Source organism: Pedobacter sp. GR22-6, assembly GCF_037402555.1.
Taxonomy (GTDB): Bacteria; Bacteroidota; Bacteroidia; order Sphingobacteriales; family Sphingobacteriaceae; genus Pedobacter.
The window spans coordinates 202,660-219,633 of record NZ_JBBEUC010000005.1 but is presented as its reverse complement, the minus strand read 5'-3'; the positions used below and the strand labels follow the sequence as shown (position 1 = coordinate 219,633).

General features: G+C 45.2%; 19 protein-coding genes. 13 read left to right on the top strand and 6 right to left on the bottom strand.

The genetic code is table 11. From position 1 onward, the window contains the following. Positions 1–11: 11 nt before the first annotated feature. The 3 genes from WAE59_RS21640 to gltX all read right to left on the bottom strand — a co-directional run bounded on the left by WAE59_RS21640 (position 12) and on the right by gltX (position 3,652). Positions 12–1,136 carry a hybrid sensor histidine kinase/response regulator gene (locus WAE59_RS21640; protein ID WP_337858078.1) on the bottom strand — a complete coding sequence of 375 codons (1,125 nt, stop codon included), beginning with the start codon at positions 1,134–1,136 and terminating at the stop codon, positions 12–14. 93 nt (positions 1,137–1,229) lie between these two features. Further along, the gene (gene ypfJ, locus WAE59_RS21635; protein ID WP_337858077.1) at positions 1,230–2,069 is read right to left on the bottom strand and encodes a KPN_02809 family neutral zinc metallopeptidase; all 840 of its coding nucleotides are present in this window, start codon (positions 2,067–2,069) and stop codon (positions 1,230–1,232) included. Positions 2,070–2,143: 74 nt separating this feature from the next. Further along, positions 2,144–3,652, bottom strand: coding sequence for a glutamate--tRNA ligase (gltX, locus tag WAE59_RS21630; protein WP_337858076.1), 1,509 nt, complete (start codon positions 3,650–3,652; stop codon positions 2,144–2,146). A gap of 47 nt (positions 3,653–3,699) precedes the next feature. Here gltX and WAE59_RS21625 point away from each other — a divergent pair, with 47 nt between their 5' ends. From WAE59_RS21625 to WAE59_RS21600, 6 genes are all read left to right on the top strand, one after another. Continuing rightward, positions 3,700–4,923, top strand: a complete 1,224-nt coding sequence (locus WAE59_RS21625) for a sensor histidine kinase (RefSeq protein WP_337858075.1) — start codon at positions 3,700–3,702, stop codon at positions 4,921–4,923. Further along, complete coding sequence (locus WAE59_RS21620; RefSeq protein WP_337858074.1) at positions 4,901–5,404, top strand: DinB family protein; 504 nt, start codon at positions 4,901–4,903, stop codon at positions 5,402–5,404. The genes WAE59_RS21625 and WAE59_RS21620 overlap by 23 nt, the downstream gene beginning before the upstream one ends. Next, positions 5,401–5,820, top strand: coding sequence for a hotdog fold thioesterase (locus WAE59_RS21615; protein ID WP_337858073.1), 420 nt, complete (start codon positions 5,401–5,403; stop codon positions 5,818–5,820). Before WAE59_RS21620 ends, WAE59_RS21615 begins: the two co-directional genes overlap by 4 nt. 28 nt (positions 5,821–5,848) lie before the next feature. Beyond that, positions 5,849–6,397 (top strand): LemA family protein, encoded by a 549-nt coding sequence (locus tag WAE59_RS21610; RefSeq protein ID WP_337858072.1) that lies wholly within the window; start codon positions 5,849–5,851, stop codon positions 6,395–6,397. A gap of 18 nt (positions 6,398–6,415) precedes the next feature. Beyond that, entirely contained in the window at positions 6,416–8,392 is a 1,977-nt protein-coding gene (locus WAE59_RS21605) for a DUF2207 domain-containing protein (protein ID WP_337858071.1), read from the top strand. A gap of 85 nt (positions 8,393–8,477) precedes the next feature. Continuing rightward, positions 8,478–8,951, top strand: coding sequence for a VOC family protein (locus WAE59_RS21600; protein WP_337858070.1), 474 nt, complete (start codon positions 8,478–8,480; stop codon positions 8,949–8,951). 287 nt (positions 8,952–9,238) lie between these two features. On the opposite strand, the gene WAE59_RS21595 is transcribed toward WAE59_RS21600, so the two are convergent. Beyond that, positions 9,239–9,736: an Lrp/AsnC family transcriptional regulator gene (locus tag WAE59_RS21595; protein WP_337858069.1), complete on the bottom strand. Its 498-nt coding sequence runs from the start codon at positions 9,734–9,736 to the stop codon at positions 9,239–9,241. A gap of 132 nt (positions 9,737–9,868) precedes the next feature. On the opposite strand from WAE59_RS21595, the gene WAE59_RS21590 reads away from it, so the two are divergent. Together WAE59_RS21590 and WAE59_RS21585 are read left to right on the top strand one after the other, a co-directional pair. After that, positions 9,869–10,051, top strand: a complete 183-nt coding sequence (locus WAE59_RS21590; RefSeq protein WP_337858068.1) for a hypothetical protein — start codon at positions 9,869–9,871, stop codon at positions 10,049–10,051. A 34-nt stretch (positions 10,052–10,085) separates the two neighbouring features. Further along, a complete protein-coding gene (locus WAE59_RS21585; RefSeq protein WP_337858067.1) occupies positions 10,086–10,640 on the top strand; it encodes a DUF2911 domain-containing protein in 555 nt (184 codons plus the stop codon). Here the strand turns inward: WAE59_RS21585 and WAE59_RS21580 are convergent. Both WAE59_RS21580 and WAE59_RS21575 read right to left on the bottom strand, forming a co-directional pair. Beyond that, complete coding sequence (locus tag WAE59_RS21580; RefSeq protein ID WP_337858066.1) at positions 10,633–11,013, bottom strand: hypothetical protein; 381 nt, start codon at positions 11,011–11,013, stop codon at positions 10,633–10,635. The two genes, WAE59_RS21585 and WAE59_RS21580, sit on opposite strands and share 8 nt — an antisense overlap. After that, the gene (locus tag WAE59_RS21575; protein WP_337858065.1) at positions 11,010–11,588 is read right to left on the bottom strand and encodes an RNA polymerase sigma factor; all 579 of its coding nucleotides are present in this window, start codon (positions 11,586–11,588) and stop codon (positions 11,010–11,012) included. Before WAE59_RS21575 ends, WAE59_RS21580 begins: the two co-directional genes overlap by 4 nt. Positions 11,589–11,734: 146 nt before the next feature. Here WAE59_RS21575 and WAE59_RS21570 point away from each other — a divergent pair, with 146 nt between their 5' ends. From WAE59_RS21570 to WAE59_RS21550, 5 genes are all read left to right on the top strand, one after another. Beyond that, positions 11,735–12,091 (top strand): DUF6249 domain-containing protein, encoded by a 357-nt coding sequence (locus WAE59_RS21570; RefSeq protein ID WP_337858064.1) that lies wholly within the window; start codon positions 11,735–11,737, stop codon positions 12,089–12,091. A 210-nt stretch (positions 12,092–12,301) separates the two neighbouring features. Next, the gene (locus WAE59_RS21565; RefSeq protein WP_337858063.1) at positions 12,302–12,922 is read left to right on the top strand and encodes a TetR/AcrR family transcriptional regulator; all 621 of its coding nucleotides are present in this window, start codon (positions 12,302–12,304) and stop codon (positions 12,920–12,922) included. Then, the gene (locus WAE59_RS21560; protein WP_337858062.1) at positions 12,919–14,235 is read left to right on the top strand and encodes a TolC family protein; all 1,317 of its coding nucleotides are present in this window, start codon (positions 12,919–12,921) and stop codon (positions 14,233–14,235) included. Before WAE59_RS21565 ends, WAE59_RS21560 begins: the two co-directional genes overlap by 4 nt. A gap of 19 nt (positions 14,236–14,254) precedes the next feature. Beyond that, positions 14,255–15,298, top strand: coding sequence for an HlyD family secretion protein (locus tag WAE59_RS21555; protein ID WP_337858061.1), 1,044 nt, complete (start codon positions 14,255–14,257; stop codon positions 15,296–15,298). A 3-nt stretch (positions 15,299–15,301) separates the two neighbouring features. Continuing rightward, positions 15,302–16,849: a DHA2 family efflux MFS transporter permease subunit gene (locus tag WAE59_RS21550; protein WP_337858060.1), complete on the top strand. Its 1,548-nt coding sequence runs from the start codon at positions 15,302–15,304 to the stop codon at positions 16,847–16,849. Positions 16,850–16,974: the final 125 nt, after the last annotated feature.

Genomic DNA, 16,974 nt, shown 5'->3' with positions numbered 1-16,974 from the left:
AAATCAATGTATTAATCTGTTTCTACTCCAGAATTGAGGGGCAACAGAAAGAAGAACTCAGACCCTTGCCCTAATTTACTTTTCACACCTACTTCTCCCTGATGACGCCTGATGATCTCCGACGAGATGTAAAGGCCGATACCAAGTCCCTGAAAATGTATCGCAGTTTCTTCCACGCGGTAAAACTTATCAAATACGCTTTTTTGTTGAGCCGGTTCTATCCCAATACCATAGTCCTTGACTCCCAGATATACTTTATCTCCTTCCAGACTGGCGTTGATTTCAATCTCCGTGGTACCGGGAGAATATTTGATGGCGTTGGTGAGGAAGTTAATGATTACCTGTTCGATACGCATTTCATCGGCAAAGACATCTTCCCCGATTTTTCCATTTCTCCGGATAGTGAATTCAGGATTGGACTGGTGAATAATGTCCACTACACTGTCCAGCAAACAGTCAAAGGAAAAATGTTTCTTGCTGAATTTCATTTTTCCACTTTCAATCTTAGAAATGTCCAGCAGATCGGCTATCAGCTCATTCAGTTTTTCCAATTGCACCTGCGCTTTACCTAAATGCCGTTTTACCGTAGGTATATCGCCTTTTTCTACGCTTCTTCCCAGTAATTGCATGTACCCCTTCACACTCGTAAGCGGTGTCTTTAATTCATGACTGGCAATACTGATGAATTCATCCTTTTTACGTTCCGCTTGTTTCCTGTATTCAATCTCGTCAAGCAATGCGCTTTGGATCTCGATCAGCTTTCGGCTCTGCTCATAAATTCGGTAAAATGTCTTTACCTTGAGCAATAGGATATCCATATCCACGGGTTTGGTAATGTAATCCAAGCCCCCTGAAGAATAACCTCTGGTAATGAATTTAAGCTCTTTATTTACTGCAGACAAAAATATGATAGCCGTCTCTTTTGCCCTGCTATAGCCAGAAATGGCTTCAGCTACCTCAAAGCCATCCATACCAGGCATCTGCACATCCAGGATGATCAGGACATATTCATTTTTCAGCACTTTCTTAAGTGCTTCTTCACCCGAAGAAGCGGTATCTACTTCAAAGTTATGTCGCTCAAGCACCCGTTTCAATGAAATCAGGTTCTCAGGGGTATCATCTACAATTAATATCATTCGCTAAGGTCAACGGGCTTGTGGTTCGTATTTTTATCATCATCCCTGAAGCCTGACGACTTTTCGGGTACGTGGTGTTTGCATTGTATTTCATCAGAGTTCTGTAGAATTAAAGGTATCACCCTGTTTAATATCTCCCGTCTCAAATCCTTTTTTAAACCAATACATCCTTTGAGCCGAGGTTCCATGTGTAAAAGCATCCGGAACTACTTCACCTTGCGATTGCTTTTGCAGTTTATCGTCACCAATTGCATTTGCAGCATTTAGCGCCTCCTCAAGATCTCCCTCCTCCAATTTGAAGTCTTTTAGGTTCTGTGCATGGTGTGCCCAAAGCCCAGCCAGAAAATCGGCCTGTAGTTCGAGTTTAACAGACAACTTGTTGTATTCTTTTTCACTGAGTTCAGCTCTGGCCTTCTGCAGCTTATCGGATATTCCTAGGAGGTTTTGTACATGGTGACCCACTTCGTGTGCAATTACATAGGCTTGTGCAAAATCACCGGAGGCACCGAATCGGTCCTTGAGTTCTGCATAAAAAGATAAATCTATATATACCTGATGGTCACCGGGACAATAGAAAGGCCCAACAGCAGCACTGGCATTTCCGCAAGCAGACTGTACCATATCTGTGAACAATACCAATTTAGGCTCTTCATAGCTTCGGCCCATCGCCTCGAACTGCCCGGCCCAAACCTGGTTAGTCGATTCTAATACACCATCCACAAACTTGCCTTCGGCATCCGTAGGATCACCTGTTTTACCCTGCACCTGTTCACTTTGGGAAACAGGCATCTGACTCACCAGTCCGGTAAGGTCTTTTCCAAAAAATAAGCCTACAAGTACGATGATAATACCCAAGCCGCCGCCAAGTTTCAGGCCACCGCCCATCCCTCTCCGATCGTCTATATTACCACTCCCTTTGCCGAACCATTGCATATGCGATTTGTTTAATTTGGTACAACGAGACAGTTCAACAATCTTTATACCAAATTAAACAAATCCAACATATTTTAAGCAAATGCGATCAGTGCTTTCTCAATCCGTTCTTTCGTTTCCTTTCCTCCAAGTGCCACTGCAATATCAAATATAGCCGGACCAAACTTACCTCCGACCAACATGATCCGGAAAGGAAGCATCAGTTCCCCCGGTTTAAATCCTTGTTCAGCAGCCAATTCCTTGAACTTTTCTTCCAGTTCCAAAGCAGAAAGCCCCTCATCAACCAGACCTGCATAAGCTTCAAAAAAGGCAGCTTTCTCCACAGTCCATTTCGGCTTCACTGCAGGGAGATCAAATTCCACAGGTGCCTTAAAGAAATATATTGTTTGTGCTACAAAATCTGTCAACAGATTGCATCGATCTTTAATCAGGTCAATAACCTTCGTTAAATATACATCATCCTGCAAGTCCAGACCTTCCGCCAGAAATGCTGTCTTCACCGCCGGAATCAGTTTTCCTGCTGCTGCATTTTTGATCCACTCATGGTTATACCATTTTGCTTTTTCAAAGTCAAACTTCGCCCCCGCCTTGCTGATCCGCTCTACAGAGAATTTTTCTATCAGCTCAGCCATAGAAAATAGTTCCTGATCAGTACCATCATTCCAGCCCAGCATTGCCAGCAGATTCACGAAAGCCTCCGGCATAAAACCCAGTTCTTTGAATCCCTGTGTCAGATCGCCGGTTTTCGGATCTGTCCAATTCTGTGCATATACCGGGAATCCAAGTCGGTCACCATCCCTTTTACTCAGTTTACCATTACCATCCGGCTTCAGGATCAAGGGTAAATGCACCCATGCCGGCATTACGTCAGCCCAGCCCAGATACCTCCAAAGCAAGATATGTATTGGAGCAGAGGGCAGCCATTCTTCTCCTCTGAAAATGTGGCTGATCTCCATCGCCTTATCATCGGCCACTACGGCCAGGTGGTAGGTAGGCATTCCATCTGCCTTGAGCAACACTTTATCATCAACGAGATTGGTTTCAAAGCTCACGTGCCCGCGGATCAGGTCAGTGAAAGAAACCAGTTCATCTTCAGGCATTTTGATCCGCACCACATGTGGGGTTCCAGATGCCAGCAGGGCAGTTACCTCTGATTCGCTTAAAGTCAAAGAATTACGCATAGATGAGCGGGTAGCCTGTCCGTAAGTAAAATTTGGAACCTCTTTGCGCTTCGCATCAAGTTCCTCCGGAGTATCAAAAGCATAGTAAGCATAGCCGTCAGCGATCAACTGGTCTGCATATTGTTTATAAGTTGCCTTGCGTTCGCTCTGACGGTAAGGTCCAAAGGGTCCGCCTTTCTCCGGACTCTCATCAGGTTCCATGCCACACCATTTCAGGCAGGAAACAATATACTCTTCTGCCCCTTCTACAAAACGGGTCTGATCTGTGTCTTCCACACGAAGAACAAAAGTTCCGTTATGCTTTTTGGCAAACAAATAATTGAACAAAGCGGTACGCACGCCGCCCAAATGCAGGCCTCCCGTTGGGCTGGGGGCAAATCTTACTCTTACTTTCTTTTCCATATTAATAGCAGCAAAGATATATTTTTGTAATTTGCCTTCATAATCCTATGAATCCGTACGAGAAAAAGCGCCGCTGGAAGTTCTTCTTATTGTTCTTTGCCATTATCATTGGCACAGCATCTGTTTTTTACTCTGATTTCTTTGTCAAGAAAATGGAACGGGAAGAACAGTTGCAGTTTCAGCTTTTTGTTAAGGTGACGGAGCAATCTCTCATCATGTACGACGACGATCGTTATACCGGATTGATCGACCTCATCCGGGCCAACACCAAATTGCCAATCATCCTTACCAATGCTAAAGGCGAGATTCTGGCCACTCAAAACCTCGATTCAACCAAAACCAACTATGAGGTGACCAATAAGGAAGGTGTGACTTACGATCCTGCTTATTTTCAACGGGAGCTCCGAAAAATGAAGAAACAACATCCCAGAACCCCCATCACGGGGCTGGAGCCGGATGGTTCCCGCTGGTATATTTATTATAAAGATTCTCCTACGCTCACTCAATTACGCTATTTTCCATACATTCAGTTGGGGGTGATTGCACTGTTCCTGCTTACAGCATATGTAGCTTTTAGTTCAGCACGGAAAGCCGAACAGGACCAAGTCTGGGTGGGAATGGCCAAAGAAACTGCCCATCAGCTTGGCACACCTATCTCTTCTCTCATGGCCTGGGTAGAACTGATCAAGTCACGCTTTGACGCGGAGGATGACCCGCTGATTGCCGAGATGGAAAATGACATCAAGCGATTGGAAGTCATTACAGACCGGTTCTCGAAAATCGGCTCCAAGCCTATTGTCGAAGACCATGTGGTCTACACCGTCATTCATAACTTCGTAGAGTACTTCAGGATCCGTACCTCAGATAAGATCATATTTACCATTACAGGTGATGAACAGGTCCGTGCGTTACTCAATGTACCACTGTTCGACTGGGTTACAGAAAACTTACTAAAAAACGCAGCAAATGCAATTGAAAATGAAGGAAAGATCACCATCAACATCATTGAGAACCTCACCAAAGAGGAGGTATTCATTGATGTGACCGATACCGGAAAGGGCATCGCACGGTCTAAGTTTGACGCAGTATTCCAACCGGGTTATACTACCAGAAAACGAGGCTGGGGACTTGGACTTTCCCTCACCAAAAGAATCATAGAAAACTACCATCATGGCCAAATCTTTGTCAAGGATTCGGAGTTGGGCAAAGGGACTACATTCCGGATCGTTTTAAAAAGCAGCATTACTTATGAACCGACCTCAAATACATGAGTACCCAGCATGGGGCGAAAACTACATTAAATTAGTAGATGGAGATGTGATGGAAATCCTGGAGCGTCAAGCTTCTGAATTTCCTGATTTCATCAACAGCCTGTCAGAGAAAGCAGATTATGCTTACGCTCCGGGAAAGTGGACAATTAAGGAACTGGCAGGCCATATCATAGATACAGAAAGAATCCTGGTATATCGGCTTACCTGCTTTGCCAGGGGAGAAACACAAGCCCTTCCGGGCTTCGAAGAAGACGACTACGTAGCCAATGCTCACTTCTCTGACCGTAGCCTGTCCAATTTTTCCAGGGAATTCGAATTGTTGCGCAGGGCCAACCTTTATTTATTTGGATCCCTTCAGGAAGCAGAGCTTGACCGTACCGGCACCGCCTCCGGTAGGCAGATTAGTGTAAGGGCCTTATTATTTGTAATCGCCGGACACCTTATCCATCATACACAAATCATTAAAGAAAGGTATCTATGATCTGGTTCAGTGAATTCAGTGCAGAAAAGTTAAATGACCGGCCCAAAAATCACATGGGTGCCTTCCTCGACATCCGCTTTACAGCGGTTGGGGAAGATAGCCTCACGGCCACCATGCCGGTAGACGAACGCACCCATCAACCCGCAGGCATCTTGCATGGCGGGGCCTCGGTGGTACTTGCCGAAACTCTGGGGAGCGTCGCCTCTTACATGTGCATCGATCCCGATAAATATCAGGCCGTGGGCCTGGAGATCAATGCCAATCACCTGCGCCCGGTAAAGAGCGGGCTGGTCACAGGTATTTGCAAGCCCCTGCATATCGGAGCGAAGACACATGTCTGGGAGATTAAGATTTACAATGACAAGGGAAAAATGAATTGTGTAAGCAGGCTTACTGTAGCGATCATTAGTAAATAAACAAGTTTTTCCTATCTTCCTCCTACCTATGTTATACATCCCCATCTCCCTATTGGCTCTGCTGATATTTGGCAGCATATTTTATTACAACGCACTTGTCAACAAAAAAAACAGGATGAAAGAAGCCTGGAGCGGCATAGATGTTTATTTAAAAAAACGTTACGAACTCATTCCTAACCTCATTGAAACGGTAAAAGGATACGCCAGACATGAACAACAGCTAATGGTAGAGCTGGCGACCTTACGTACACAAGCCATTCATGCCCAAGAGGATCAGGAAAAAATAAACACGGAGAACCATCTCTCTCAACACATTGCCCGCTTGATGCTAATTGCAGAAAATTACCCGGACCTGAAAGCCAGTACCAATTTCCAGCAGCTGCAAACACAATTGGAAACCCTTGAAACAGAAATAGAGCTTTCCAGAAGATATTACAATGGCACAGTAAGGGAAAATAACATCCAGGTACAATCATTTCCTTCCAATCTGGTAGCCAGGGTCTTTGGATTTAAAGACGGATCCTTCTTCGAAGTTGACAACCCTGCGGAACGCTCCTCTGTAAAAGTTTCTTTTTAACAGAAAAATCGGATACAAATGAAAATCAACCAATTGACACGATATCTGCTGCTGATCTTCTGGATGATGAGCATGCTCTGGCCAGCAGCAACTGTTGCTCAGGACATCATGCTGGCAGAGCCGAAAACGCAGGCCGCAGCTGAGCATCACACACAAGACGAAGCACAGGAAGCACAATATGAACGGATCGTTTCTTTTCATTCAGACATCAGGATTGATGTCTCTGGAATGATCCGCCTGACTGAAAAAATCCAGGTGTATGCTACCGGTGATCAGATAAAACGGGGTCTGGTACGACGCATCCCAATTTACCGTAAAGACATTTTTGGAGATAGGAAACCTGCGGATTTTAAGATCAGCAGCATTTTAAAAGATGGAAAAAAGGAGAAGTATAAGACTAAAAACGATGGCAGTGTACGAAGTATTTACATCGGCGATGAAGATATCACCCTGAGCCCGGGCTTGTATACTTATGAAATCAATTATGAGACTAAAGGCCAGATCGGCTTTTTCAAGGATTACGACGAGATTTACTGGAATGTCACAGGCAGTGAATGGGACTTTAACATTGAGCAGGCTTCGGCGACAGTAACATTTCCAAATGGAGCATCCCACGGCAATACGGCCTGTTATACCGGAGCTAAGGGTTCAACAGGGAAGGATTGTGAATTCAGTGTGAATGCTGACCAGTCCCTGACTTTTAAAACAACAAATTATTTACCCTCTGGAACGGGGTTTACCATTGCCGCTGCATTCACCAAAGGCATTATCCGCAGACCTTCCAATTTTGAACTTTTCTATCAGGATTACCTCAAAATCAGCTTGTCGCTCCTCTTGCTGATTGGGCTTGGAACGTATTATTATATCAGCTGGTCGCGTTATGGCCGTGATCCGGAGCAACCAGTGATCATACCGACTTTTAACATCCCCAACAACTGGTCGCCAGCCCTGTTGCGCTATTTCTACAAGAAAAAGATAGATGACAAGTCTTTTGCCATCTCCATCATTAACATGGCAGTTAAAAAAGTTGTGAAAATCCGGAAAGGTATCGGAACGAAAGAAGACTATGCTGTAGAGAAGTCGACCGCAGCAGCTAACCTTTTGTCTAAAGAAGAAGAGGCCATTTATACCCGTTTTCTTGGTAAAAAGGATCGCATATACATCAATAAGGCCAATGGATCAACCATCAATGCGGCAAAAAATGCACATCGTGATCGTTTGAAGCCACAGATCAACTTGACAGATTTTTTCGTCAGCCATAAAAAGCACCTCATCAGGGCTACCGCGATGACCGCGGGTATACTGATTACCTTTATGATCTTCGTAGAGACAGGCACACCTTTGATGATGCTATTTTTTAGTCCTTTTATTGTGATCGGAGGATACTGTTTTGTGATGGGCATCAAATCGTTGCCTAAGGCTCCAGTAGTTGGAATATTTTTAATCATCTGGGGTGCGGGCTTTGGTGGTATTCCTTTGGGCATGCTGATGTTTAACCTAAGCAGTCTGCCCATCATTTCATTGGCTTTTATCCTGTCGAGCACCGTCATGTTTTCTTTATATGTTTACCTCATAAAGGCGCCCACGGTCGCAGGAACGGAGTTGATTAGTAAAATCAAGGGATTCAAAATGTACCTGGAGACCGCAGAGGAACATCGGCTAAACCTCTTGAACCCACCTGAACATACCCCTGAACTCTTTGAGAAATTCCTTCCCTATGCCATGGCACTGGACGTAGAAAATGCATGGGGAGACAAGTTTGAAGCCCTCCTGAGTCAGGCAGATTACATGCCCGACTGGTATGACGGCGACCGTTTTAATCACCGCAACTTAAGTCCTGGATTCATTGTACCATTCAGTACTGCGATCGGCGACAGCAAGCCAGACACAGGATCTTCCTCCGGTTCATCAGGAAGCTCCAGCTGGAGTTCAGGCAGCAGTGGAGGAGGATCTTCCGGCGGAGGTGGAGGCGGCGGCGGAGGTGGGGGCTGGTAGCAGATGCTCAGGTTATTGTTTTTATCGATGTTCCGATCAATAAATACAATTTCTAATGCCTGGTATAATGCCATAGCTTTACAAAATGATAAAAGGACTATTTGAAACGCACATCTTCGTCGAAGACCTGGAGAGATCTATTGATTTCTATAAAAATGTTCTGGGATTAACTCCATGTAACTATACTGATGAACGCAGAATTGCTTTTTTCTGGATAGGCGAGCCGAAAACAGCAATGTTAGGTTTATGGGAAAAACCAAAAGAACAAATAGAAAGCAGACACTTTGCCTTTAAATGTGATGTTGATGATATCCTGAATAAATCCATATCGTTTTTAAAAGCAGCAAATCTGCAACCCTATAATTTTCTGAAGGATGGATCAGAGCAACCGATGGTCTTCGCCTGGATGCCTGCAATAGCCATTTATTTTAAAGACCCCGACGGACATGATTTGGAGTTTATCGCGATGTTAGAAGGTGAAGGCAGACCTGAATTGGGTGTGATTTCTTTTCAAGAATGGCTTGCTGTTCAGCCGCAAGGATATCAGCCAAATATATGAAGCAATTGACTTTATAAAACCAGACGCTTCTTTCTTCCGTATCTGCTAATGAAAAACAAATACCTATGAAAAGAGAAGGGGCCGGCAGAAATTCTACCGGCCTTTTCTTATGAATTGTTTTTTATTCCTTCACCTGATGGAGCGGTCAAAACATCTACTATCGAATTTACAGGAATATGTGCTGGTTCGCCCCTGCTTCATACCAGCATTAGGTCAGCTTCGGGTAAAGGTACCCAATACCCGAAGCGCTCCCCTTTCTGGTCAGATTCTGGCCTGTTTCTGCCCAATCAATTTCCGCGATTTGCCGGAAGATGGTTTAGGTTGAAAATCTCACCGGATTTGATTTCATCAGTCACAATCATGGATCTGATGCAGTCGATGCATTGCAAATGATCCAACAATTCTTTGTAAAACCGGTGGTAAGCATGCAGATCTACAGTGAGCACCTCCAGGCTAAAGTCGTATTCACCGACGACTTTGTAGCAATTCACTACTTCCGGCAAATTTTGGATCACACGTGTGACCATGTCCAACACCTCAACAGAATGCTGCTTTAGCTGCAGGTGCATAAAGGCCCGAACCCGAATGTTGACTTTGTAGGGGTTCAAAAGGGCTTTATATCCCAATATGAAGCCCTGGTTTTCCAGATTTCTGGTCCGTTTTCCGATTGCTTCTTCGGAAAGGTGAATCTTGCGGGAAATATCTGCAAAGCTGGCTCTTGCATCTTTTTGCAGACAGTTCATGATCTGCACGTCGTGCAGATCTAATTTTCGAAATAAATACATAGGCGTTATGTGTTTTTAGCCGAATCTATTTATTTTCCCAGACATAATAAAAATCCGAACGCAGTTTTTTTTTCCTGAAAAAGCGTAAACAGAATTAAATCAATATCTTTGGGCCAATAAAGAATCTGTATAATGACAAAACAAGACAACAATACCAGTTTCGACTGGGTTTATTACGTACTAGGCCTATTTTTTGGAACTTTAACCGCTGCGATCATCTCCGGACATTTCGGATGGTCTGTTTTGGGTGGCATCATTGGTTTCGTTATTGCTGCCATTTTCTTAAACGGTATCGTTAAAGATCGCGAATACTAAACAGCCCCTTTTATACTGCCTCATCTTTACTGCCATGAAGAAATTAAGGTTATTTGCGCTGCTCTGTTTTTTTGCTGCTGGTGCTCAGGCACAAGACATAAAATTTCCCGGACTGGATTCCAGTCCGGCAGATATTGTCTACTATCCCTTAAATGTTGCCAAGGCTAAAGATAATTCTGCCCCCCTCATCAAAGTCATCTATTCCCGCCCATCAAAGAAAGGCCGGGAAATTTTTGGTGTTTTGGAACAATTTGGAAAAGTATGGCGCCTGGGGGCCAATGAATCTACAGAAATCCGCTTTTATAAACCTGCCTCCATTGCTGGCAAACGGATAAAAAGTGGCTCATATAGCCTTTTCGCCATCCCCCAAAAAGACAAATGGACATTAATCCTGAATAAACAAACGGACAAATGGGGTGCTTTTACTTACGACCAAAGCAAAGATGTATTGCGTCTGGATCTTCCTGTAAAAGCCATGGCGAAAACAATGGAAGTATTTACCATCACCTTTATACCATCAGCTGAAGGGGCCAACATGATCTTCGCCTGGGACAATACCATTGTAGAATTGCCGATCACGATCAGGTAGCACTCCGGTTTCTCCGCAAAAACCGGTCAAAGTAAAAGAGCGCAATCACTACATCTGTAAAGAGAAAAACCTTCAGCAACATCGACTGAAGCTCGGTAGCCAGCGAGCTGTCAAACTTAATTTGAAATCTCCCTGAAGGTAGGACATCACTAAAATCGCTCCGAGTACCTGCATAAACGATTAACCCCAAAATAGCCGCCACAAAAACCGCGGAAATCCCATAGATGATGCGTTTATCAACATGGGTCTGAAGCGAAACAGGTTTGATTTCCCCCCTTAGCTCTTCCATCACATTCCGGGTAAAGGCCATGGAAGGACTTTCAAGTTCGATGCTGTCCAACAGCTTTTCCAGTTGTTCTTCTGTCATTTTCATATCAAATCCTTTACTTCGTCTTTCAATAACAATTGCAGTTTTTCCTTCAGTTTGAGCCGGGCACGGTGTAGCTTTACCTTCACGTTATTTTCCGATATACCCAGAACTTTCCCAATCTCTTCCTGGCTCTGCTCGCCCTTGTAAAACAAGGTAATGAGCACTGCGTCTTCCGGAGACAGCAGGTCTATTGCATAGTTCAGGTATGCATGCGCCGATTTTTGCTCTACTAAATTAGCATTATTATCGGAATGTTCCTGCCCCAACTGCAGAGCACTTGTCTCGTCATCTATCGAAATGGTATCCAACTTTTTCTTTCGCAGGAAAGACATCGCCGTGGTATAAGTAATGCTGTACAGCCAGGTAGAAAACTTCGCCGAGTGCTTATAAGTGCCTAAGGCACGATAAGCTTTTACGAAACAGTCCTGAGCAATTTCCTCGGCATCTTCCCTGTTTTTAGCAAACCGAAGCGCCAGTGTAAATACGAAACGCTGGTGGAGCTTTACCAAGTCGGCGTAAGCCATGGTATTGCCCCTCAGCACTTCCGCAATCAGGTCTACTTCTTTTTTTTGCTGCATATATGGGTTATGACGCCGCATGACGGAACCTGGTTACATTGAGCTAATGATTATTTTTTTGATTTGGCTGTAACCTGTTTCTTTTTGCTGTGGTCATAGTAAACAGAACAGGCTTAAATTCAATATTAATCATTAAATTCAACACAATGGAAGGAGTAATTATATGTGTAATGCTTTTTATCTGTACCACGGCATTGGTTTTCGGACTAAGGTACATGAGCAATAAAGAAAAAATGGCGATGATAGAACGGGGCATGGATCCAGGTGTACAAAAACCCAGGGCCGCAGCCCCCACACCTTTCCTCAGCCTTAAATTCGGCTTGCTGATGGCCGGACTGGGATTGGGCCTCATTGCCGCACTGTTTACCGTAATGGCAGACAATATGGAGAATAAATATGCCGTAGCGGTTTACTTCGGCTTCATATTACTTTTTGGCGGTATAGGCCTCATCATTTCTTATGTCATTGAAAAAAGATGGCTTGATCAGCAGAAAGACCTTTAAAGAGATTTCAGGCTAATTTAATTTCAGGAGCATCATAGCGCTAGTTTATCCCGGTTATACCTGGCATGAACTAGCGCCATGGTGCTTTTACACCAACCATCCCCTGAGTTTGACACTTTTGTCAAAACCTCGTCAATTCAATATCTCCATGGATGATTTTTGAGAAAACTAATCAATCGATTGATTAGTTTTGTGCCATCAAATTATCACATGGAAAAAATCGATAAGCGTGCAAGTATCCTTGAAGCAGCTGAAAAGCTGTTTTCGGAACTCGGGTACGAAGGTGCATCTACCCGACAGATCGCCAAAGAAGCCGGAGCCAACATGGCCATGATCAGTTACTACTTCGGCTCCAAAGAAGGGGTATTCATGGAGCTCCTCACCCTTCGCATCCAGGCATTCAAAAAAGACCTGGACCAGATTAATCAGGACAACCTTAGCGGAATGGAAAAATTGCTCAAGGTCACAGAAGGTTATGCCCGGAGGATCCTTTGCAATCATGCACTTCATAAAATGATGAACCGCGAACTTTCCCTTCCGCAGCGCCCGGAAATGTTCATCACCATCAAAAATGCAATGGCAGAAAATATGCTCATGATCGAGCGCATCATCAACGATGGCATTGCCGATGGCAGTTTTAAAACCGTCGACGTACGCATGCTCATCGCAACCATCATGGGTACGATCAGCAATGTAGCCATCTCACCTGCTAAAATCACTTATGGTACTACACTGGACATCAATAAAAAGGCCGACCGAAAGGTCATCACCGACCGCCTGATTGCCCATTTGAAAGACCTCATCACCACTTATTTAACACCCCAACAATGATACGTAATCGGATTACATTAAGCTTTTTGACATTCCTGCTTCCGGGAATGATCTACGCTCAGGACCTGAGAAAGCTGACTTTACCGGAAGCCATTGCCTTAGGCATAGAAAACAGCAAAAACTTAAAGCTTTCACAAAATAAGATCGACGAGGCGGTAGCAAGGCTGGCAACGGTAAAAGACAATGCCCTTCCTACAGCCAAAGCCTCTTTCCTTTACAACCACGCGGAAATCCCCACCAATAAACTGAGCATCGGTGGTGCAGACCCGATCAACCTGCCGAAACGGGCAGATGCTTTCGTGGGCACCGCAGCGGTAGAAGAATTGGTATACGGGGGCGGTAAGCTGAAATACGCCGAAGAATCTACACGCTTATTGAAAGAGGTGGCCAACCTGGATGCGGACAAAGACAAAGAAGAAATCAGCTATGCCGTAATCAATACCTACTACTCACTTTTTAAAGTCCTGCAAAGTAAAAAGGTGGTAAACCAGAACCTGGAATCCATTGCCAGCCAGCTGAAACAGGCCCAGCGCTTCTTTGAACAAGGCGTGGTGACCAAAAATGATGTCCTGAGGTTCCAACTGCAACAAGCGAATGTATCGCTGACGGAAATGGAGATCGAGAACAACAGAAAGATCATCAACTACAACCTGGACATTTTACTGGGCCTGAACGACAATACCCAGATAGAGATCAGCGAACCTGACAATGCTTTAAAAACTGCGGGAACTTTGAGCAGCTATATCGACATGGCCATGAGCAACCGTCAGGAGCTCAGACAACTGGACCTGCAGAACAAAGTGGCAGACCTGAACATCAAATCCATCAGGGCCAATACTTTACCTACCGTAGGTGTAGGCGCCAACTTGTATTACATTAATCCAAGCGGCAAGTTCATCCCTCCTACAGATCAGTTCATCATGCCCATTACCCTGGGCGCCAATGTCTCCTGGAACATCGGGAACCTCTGGACGAACAAAAACAAAGTCACGGAGGCCCGAATTCAGCAGAAAAGCGTGGTGATCCAAAAGGACATCCTCTCCGATGAACTGAAAAAGGACATCAACAAGGACTACCAGAATTATCAGCTGGCCATCAATAAGATCAATGTCTTGGAAACTTCCATTGCACAGGCAACAGAAAATGACAAGCTCCTGGCTTCCAAATACAAAAACAATGTAGCTTCTGCCATAGACCGGATTGATGCGGAAACTTTGCTCTACCAGGCTAAGATCAACCTGGAAATCGCGAAAGCAGATGCCGGACTGGCGTACTATACCTTATTAAAATCAACTGGAAAAATTTCTCAATAATACCATAACAAATACTGCGATGACAACCGAAAAGAAAAAGAAAAATAAAGTTATCCCCATCATATTGGGCCTGCTCGTCCTGATTGGTGCCATATTCGGCACTAAGGCTTACATCTATTACAGTAAGCATGTAGATACCGATGATGCCCAGATCGATGGCGACATCAGCCCCGTAGTAGCCCGCGTAGGTGGCTATGTAAACGAGATCGCCTTTGAAGAAAACACCCTGGTACATGAAGGTGACGTGCTGGTAAAACTGGATGACCGTGATTATAAAGTGAAACTGGAACAGGCAATGGCCGGGCAACAGGGCGCCAGCGCTGGTGTAGGGGTTTCTGAAGCCCAGATTGCTGCTACTGCTGCAAATACAAGTACCGCCAAAGCAAATATTGAAGCGGCTAGGGTAAAACTGGACCTCGCAAATAAAGATTATGCGCGCTATGCAAATCTGGTGAAGGACGGTTCCATCACCCAACAGGCCTTTGATCAGGCCAAGGCAACAAAGGAATCGGCTGAAGCGGCGTACGTAGCTGCGAAAGACCAATACACGGCAGCAGTAAAACAGGTGGGAACTACCCAATCGCAACTGGCCGTGAGCAGCAATGGCGTCAGCCAGCGCCAGTCGGACGTAGATTTTGCGAAATTGCAATTGTCATACACCGATATCAAAGCCCCGGCAACCGGAATTGTGTCTAAAAAGAATGTGCAAAAAGGTCAGCTGGTGCAGGCCGGACAGGCATTGTTCTCCATCGTCAATGAAAACAGCATTTATGTAACTGCAAATTTCAAAGAGACGCAACTGGAGGAGATCACACCGGGACTCAAAGTAAAAGTCGAAGTAGATGCCTATCCTGATGCAGAGATCGAAGGTGAAGTCTACAATTTCGCGCCGATCACCGGTGCAAAAGGTTCGCTCCTGCCGCCGGACAATGCTACAGGTAACTTCGTAAAAGTGGTACAGCGTGTACCGGTAAAGATCAAAATCAAAAATGCGCCTAAAGACATCCTGGCCAAATTACGTCCGGGTATGAGCGTGAAAGTTTCTGTTTCTATAAAAGACTAAACAATGGCCGAAAAAGGTTTAAAAAAGTGGATCATCACCTTCACCGTGATCACAGCTTCCCTCCTGGAGCTGATTGACACGACCATCGTGAACGTGGCGATACCACAGATACAGGGTAACCTGGGCGCTACCCTGGAGGATGTCGCCTGGTTATCTACCGGCTATGCCGTAGCGAATGTCATCGTCCTGCCCATGTCGGGCTGGCTGGGCAGCCGCTTTGGCCGGAAAAACTATTTCCTGTTTTCCATCATTCTCTTTACCATCGCCTCTTTCCTCTGCGGAAATGCCACAAATCTGGAAGAACTGATTGCATTCAGGATCCTGCAGGGATTGGCAGGGGGTGGTCTGATCTCTACCGCTCAGGCGATCCTGATCGAGACCTGGCCAAGAGAAGATGTGGGGATTGCGACGGCATTATTTGGACTGGGTGCCGTAGTAGGCCCTACAGTGGGTCCTACCATCGGGGGGTACCTGCTGGAGATCAGCACCTGGCCCATGATTTTTTATGTGAACATTCCAGTCGGGATCCTGGCCGCTTATTGTACCTATATGTTTGTGCGGGAAACACCTAAGGACGGAAAAGGGATGCCTGTCGACTGGTGGGGCATTGCCCTGCTGGCCATCGCAGTAGGCAGCTTACAGACCGTTCTGGAAAAAGGAGAAAGTGAAGATTGGTTTGCTACGCCCTACATTACTGCGCTTGCCGTGGCTTCCGTACTGGGCCTCCTGCTGTTCATCTGGCGGGAAACCACCACAGAGCACCCGATCGTAAACTTCAAGATCATGAGACACCGCAGCTTTTCTGTAGGGATGTTCACCTCTTTTGTTCTTGGTTTTGGCCTCTATGGATCTGTGTTTGTATTTCCGGTATTTTGTCAGAATCTGTTGGGCTTTTCTCCCTTGCAAACGGGGGAATTACTTTTCCCTGGCGGCTTATGTACCATTGTGATGATGCCCTTTATCGGGATCATGCTGAAGAAAAACATTCCGGCCCAGTTTATGGCCACCATAGGGATGTTCCTTTTCTTCGTGTTCTGTAGTATGCTGAGCAACTCTACCTTACAGTCTGGCGAAAATGACTTTTTCCTGCCCCTGATCATCCGGGGCGTTGGAATGGCCCTGCTCTTCGTACCGCTGACCACACTGGCGATCCAGGACTTAAAAGGTCCGGAGATCGGTCAAGGTTCGGGATTAAACAACATGATGAGGCAATTGGGCGGTTCTTTCGGCATTGCCGCATTGACCACACTGATCCACGTAAGACAGGGCTTTCACCGCAACAACCTGTTGGTGAATGTAAATGAATACAACCCGGCTTTTACCGAGCGCTTCAACGGCTTCGTCCACAATTTCATGGCCAAAGGCTATACTTACCTGGATGCGAAAACACTGGCAGCAAAAGCCATAGAAGGTACGCTGACCAAACAAACCTTATTGCTGACCTATAGCGATGCTTATTGGGTTGCAGGACTGGTATTGTTATGCTCTATCCCATTGCTGTATCTGCAGAAATTTAAAAAGAATGTGGAGGTTCCGGCCGACCTGCATTAAAATAAAAAGCCGTTAAGAAATCTTAACGGCTTTTTGCTACCCCAAAAAATTTAACAATTAATTGCATCATTTAGATGTCAACCCAGACATCAAAATCCGCACATACGTTTAAAAGGATTTGTTTA

What these genes read in the sequence shown, in the direction of transcription:
- WAE59_RS21640 (WP_337858078.1), bottom strand. Translation starts at nt 1,136, where the DNA reads ATGATATTAATTGTAGATGATACCCCTGAGAACCTGATTTCATTGAAA.
- ypfJ (WP_337858077.1), bottom strand. Translation starts at nt 2,069, where the DNA reads ATGCAATGGTTCGGCAAAGGGAGTGGTAATATAGACGATCGGAGAGGG.
- gltX (WP_337858076.1), bottom strand. Translation starts at nt 3,652, where the DNA reads ATGGAAAAGAAAGTAAGAGTAAGATTTGCCCCCAGCCCAACGGGAGGC.
- WAE59_RS21625 (WP_337858075.1), top strand. Translation starts at nt 3,700, where the DNA reads ATGAATCCGTACGAGAAAAAGCGCCGCTGGAAGTTCTTCTTATTGTTC.
- WAE59_RS21620 (WP_337858074.1), top strand. Translation starts at nt 4,901, where the DNA reads ATGAACCGACCTCAAATACATGAGTACCCAGCATGGGGCGAAAACTAC.
- WAE59_RS21615 (WP_337858073.1), top strand. Translation starts at nt 5,401, where the DNA reads ATGATCTGGTTCAGTGAATTCAGTGCAGAAAAGTTAAATGACCGGCCC.
- WAE59_RS21610 (WP_337858072.1), top strand. Translation starts at nt 5,849, where the DNA reads ATGTTATACATCCCCATCTCCCTATTGGCTCTGCTGATATTTGGCAGC.
- WAE59_RS21605 (WP_337858071.1), top strand. Translation starts at nt 6,416, where the DNA reads ATGAAAATCAACCAATTGACACGATATCTGCTGCTGATCTTCTGGATG.
- WAE59_RS21600 (WP_337858070.1), top strand. Translation starts at nt 8,478, where the DNA reads ATGATAAAAGGACTATTTGAAACGCACATCTTCGTCGAAGACCTGGAG.
- WAE59_RS21595 (WP_337858069.1), bottom strand. Translation starts at nt 9,736, where the DNA reads ATGTATTTATTTCGAAAATTAGATCTGCACGACGTGCAGATCATGAAC.
- WAE59_RS21590 (WP_337858068.1), top strand. Translation starts at nt 9,869, where the DNA reads ATGACAAAACAAGACAACAATACCAGTTTCGACTGGGTTTATTACGTA.
- WAE59_RS21585 (WP_337858067.1), top strand. Translation starts at nt 10,086, where the DNA reads ATGAAGAAATTAAGGTTATTTGCGCTGCTCTGTTTTTTTGCTGCTGGT.
- WAE59_RS21580 (WP_337858066.1), bottom strand. Translation starts at nt 11,013, where the DNA reads ATGAAAATGACAGAAGAACAACTGGAAAAGCTGTTGGACAGCATCGAA.
- WAE59_RS21575 (WP_337858065.1), bottom strand. Translation starts at nt 11,588, where the DNA reads ATGCAGCAAAAAAAAGAAGTAGACCTGATTGCGGAAGTGCTGAGGGGC.
- WAE59_RS21570 (WP_337858064.1), top strand. Translation starts at nt 11,735, where the DNA reads ATGGAAGGAGTAATTATATGTGTAATGCTTTTTATCTGTACCACGGCA.
- WAE59_RS21565 (WP_337858063.1), top strand. Translation starts at nt 12,302, where the DNA reads ATGGAAAAAATCGATAAGCGTGCAAGTATCCTTGAAGCAGCTGAAAAG.
- WAE59_RS21560 (WP_337858062.1), top strand. Translation starts at nt 12,919, where the DNA reads ATGATACGTAATCGGATTACATTAAGCTTTTTGACATTCCTGCTTCCG.
- WAE59_RS21555 (WP_337858061.1), top strand. Translation starts at nt 14,255, where the DNA reads ATGACAACCGAAAAGAAAAAGAAAAATAAAGTTATCCCCATCATATTG.
- WAE59_RS21550 (WP_337858060.1), top strand. Translation starts at nt 15,302, where the DNA reads ATGGCCGAAAAAGGTTTAAAAAAGTGGATCATCACCTTCACCGTGATC.